Source organism: Roseateles sp. P5_B10 (assembly GCF_056400485.1).
The window spans coordinates 1-2,817 of record NZ_JBFULE010000688.1 but is presented as its reverse complement, the minus strand read 5'-3'; the positions used below and the strand labels follow the sequence as shown (position 1 = coordinate 2,817).

Below are 2,817 nucleotides of genomic sequence, written 5' to 3'. Positions count from 1 at the left end.
GACAAAAGGGAGAGCAGGTGACGTCCATCACCACAGAAACAGCGCTCGGTTGGGCCATCCCCAATCGTCAATTCCTTGACCTCAACGGCAATGAGGACCTGCTTCACGAACTTTGGAAGCAAACCTACGAAGTCCAAGAAYGTGCCGGCTTCGATCCCACTTACAACTGCCATGGCTTGACGTTCGGAAGTCGGCGCACATGTATTGATGACAAGTCTGTCGCAAAGATTCTTGAGGATGACAGCTACAAGGCCATTTCTCATGCTGAAGTTGCGGCCGGTGATGTCGTCATCTACCTCGACCCAGAAGGCGGCCCTCATCACTCCGGCGTCGTCGTAGCTGTCACGACAGGACTATTAAAAGGGGTCAAAGTCGTGAGCAAGTGGGGCGCGCAGGGCGGCGAGTACATTCACTGGGTGCATCGAAGCGTCTACGGCACCGACTTCACTTTCTACCGAGTCAACCGCTCCGCTCAGACGGCGCTCGTTTCGCAAATAATCTTGGGTTCATCGTGAACATCCCTCGACAGGACCTCATCAGCCTCATGTCATCGCTCGCAGCGGCCAATTCTGCGAGCTTCGTGCGTACGCGCTTCAGCGGTCACCCGTTCGTCGTGTCGCTATCGAGCACGCAGCCAGTCGCGAGCCTTGTTCACGAACTGGCCAACGAGCTGGCCGCGTTTGACCGCACGCTGGAAAAGGCGGCCGCCTTGTACGCCTTGCTCTTCGCCCTCCTGGGCAAGAAGGTCGAGCTTGATCCTATGGTTGCGCAGCAGTTGCGCGCATCCGATTTGCCTTGGATCGATGAGTTGCTCCAAGGCAAGCAGGATCGGACGAGCGCCGTGTCAAGCTCGACCATAACGATCACGCCGAGGCCCCCAGAGATGGCTCAGTCGCGTCGCACATCGACCAGCACCGCCAGCTTCACCGTTCTAGGCGGCGTCTGATGATCAGCACTGTGCTGTTCGCGGCCTGTCGCAGGGTTCTGATCGACAAAGAAACGAATTCGACCTCTCTGATCGAATTGCTAGAAGATTTTGAGACTCAAGGCTTACCGACGATGCTTCCAGTCGTCAGCCTGTTCTGGGACAAGCGGCGGGACGAAGGCGATCCGCTGGAGTTGACCGCTGAACTGGAAATTTCATCGGGCGGCGTATCGATAGGCCGATATCCAGTCATTGCCAATTTCCAGGGCAAAAATCGACACCGCTCCGTAATCAGGTTTGAGCAGTTTGTCATTTCCACCCCTGGCGAGACGAGGTTTGTCCTGCGACTGGGAGAGAACGTGCTGGCGGAAACCGGCTTCGTCGTTTCAGTCCCTGACACTCCCCCCGTGGTGGCTCCCGCATAGCCGCTGGCAGACGCGCTGCGAGCGGGGAGGGCCTGCGGCCGGAAATGTTGCGGGGTCCATGCCGCCAGTCTGCTGCACGGATGCTCATGTGGAGAACTTGCACCGCGGCGCCATCTAAGCAACGGACCACGCGACGGCGTGCAACTATTTGCTGGCAGGCTTTACGCGCTCCCAGGTGTGGCGCTCGCAAGCCTTGCGCTCCCTGCTCTTATCTCGGTTGCAGGCGAAAACCGCTTCGTTGTAGTAGCCGGGGTCAATGGGCTCTGCATACGGCTTGCATCCGAGCGCCTGCATGTGAAGCTGGGATGCATTGATCTGTCCCCAGGCGCTGGCCACGCGGACGGGGCCAGCCACGATTGGCGCTCGCCGACCGTCCATCGCTGCGTCAAATTCGTCCCGCACGACGCCCTGCAGGTCTTGCGCGATCACCTTTAGCGAGGTCTCGATTAAGAGCCTGTTCGTCTCGCAAAGTGGAGACTCCTGGGCCGCCGCAGTCATCGCTGCGACAGCGAGGAACAGCGGCACTATGCACTTCGATCTCATCCGGCTCCCCTGTCGTCGCGTGAAGCCTAGCAGTGGCCACGCAATCGGCATCCGGAGAAACCAAGGGGCTTGCGACTGGCGGCGCTCCAAAAGAAACCCCGGCGCAAGGCCGGGGCTGAACCCTCGGCGCTGTCACGTCGAGGCCTGCTCAGGGAGGTGAAGCAGGGGGCCGTGGCCCGACGCCACTGTACGCCGTCCGGATGCTCATAGCAGATCGATGCCGGCCTGCCGCAGGGTGGACAGCCGCCAACCCATGCACCTTGGCGACGGGTGAATGTCCGGCTTCGGCGTCGGTCGGACGAGCGTTTCGAAATTCAGCGCGTGAAGCTACTTTGCCCGGGGTGTTTCTCATTACTGGCGCAGGCTTGCGGGCGGCAGCCCTGTTGCGAAACGCCACCTTGACCGTCAACCTGGCGAACTGCGAACTTTCGGACCGCTTCCCACGGCGCAAACCCTTGATTCTTAAGAGCCTCTTGTGGGCAGGACTGCGAACTTTGCGCCGTCGCTAGCAGCGGATTCCGTAAAGGCCCTGTCAAGGTTAGCGGCACTTGGTTAGCACCGCAGTTAGTGCGCCCGTTACCAGGCTAGTTAACACCGCATTGGCTCCTTCGCGTGGAAACCATGATGGCAACCACGCCGCCAGCAGCTGCGTACCGCCCTGCGCACCGCGTACCAACACATGCCCCTAGCGCCCTCGGAAACTCCGGAAACCCGGCTTGATCTCTGCGGGGATTGCGGGCTTTAAAAGCCTGGAGCCGTTGCGAATGTGCGGAACCCACGCATCGCGCGCGTGCGCGGAATCAGCCGCAAACGGAGCGCGGCTCGCCAGCGTGCCAGGCTGCCGGGAAGTGCCTGGCCACGAACGCCGCAAGGGCGTTGTCCCGCTGCTCCTCACACTGCACGATGATCGCCACCAGCCGGTCT

Annotated in this window: 4 protein-coding genes; 3 read left to right on the top strand and 1 reads right to left on the bottom strand. The window is 60.6% G+C overall.

Going from position 1 to position 2,817, the window contains the following annotated elements; all coding sequences use genetic code 11:
* The 3 genes from AC1DU6_RS26020 to AC1DU6_RS26010 form a co-directional block, all read left to right on the top strand.
* Positions 1-515, top strand: a 515-nt coding sequence (locus AC1DU6_RS26020; RefSeq protein WP_477860654.1) for a hypothetical protein, incomplete at its 5' end; no start/stop codon positions are given.
* Positions 512-946 (top strand): hypothetical protein, encoded by a 435-nt coding sequence (locus AC1DU6_RS26015; protein WP_477860652.1) that lies wholly within the window; start codon positions 512-514, stop codon positions 944-946. The genes AC1DU6_RS26020 and AC1DU6_RS26015, both read left to right, overlap by 4 nt.
* Entirely contained in the window at positions 946-1,350 is a 405-nt protein-coding gene (locus tag AC1DU6_RS26010; RefSeq protein WP_477860650.1) for a hypothetical protein, read from the top strand. The genes AC1DU6_RS26015 and AC1DU6_RS26010 overlap by 1 nt, the downstream gene beginning before the upstream one ends.
* A gap of 144 nt (positions 1,351-1,494) precedes the next feature.
* Here AC1DU6_RS26010 and AC1DU6_RS26005 read toward each other — a convergent pair whose 3' ends face one another.
* On the bottom strand, positions 1,495-1,875 hold the full coding sequence (locus tag AC1DU6_RS26005; protein WP_477860648.1) for a hypothetical protein: 381 nt from the start codon (positions 1,873-1,875) through the stop codon (positions 1,495-1,497).
* Positions 1,876-2,817 lie beyond the last annotated feature (942 nt).

Coding starts and splice junctions, on each gene's coding strand:
- AC1DU6_RS26010 (WP_477860650.1), top strand. CDS start 946: ATGATCAGCACTGTGCTGTTCGCGGCCTGTCGCAGGGTTCTGATCGAC.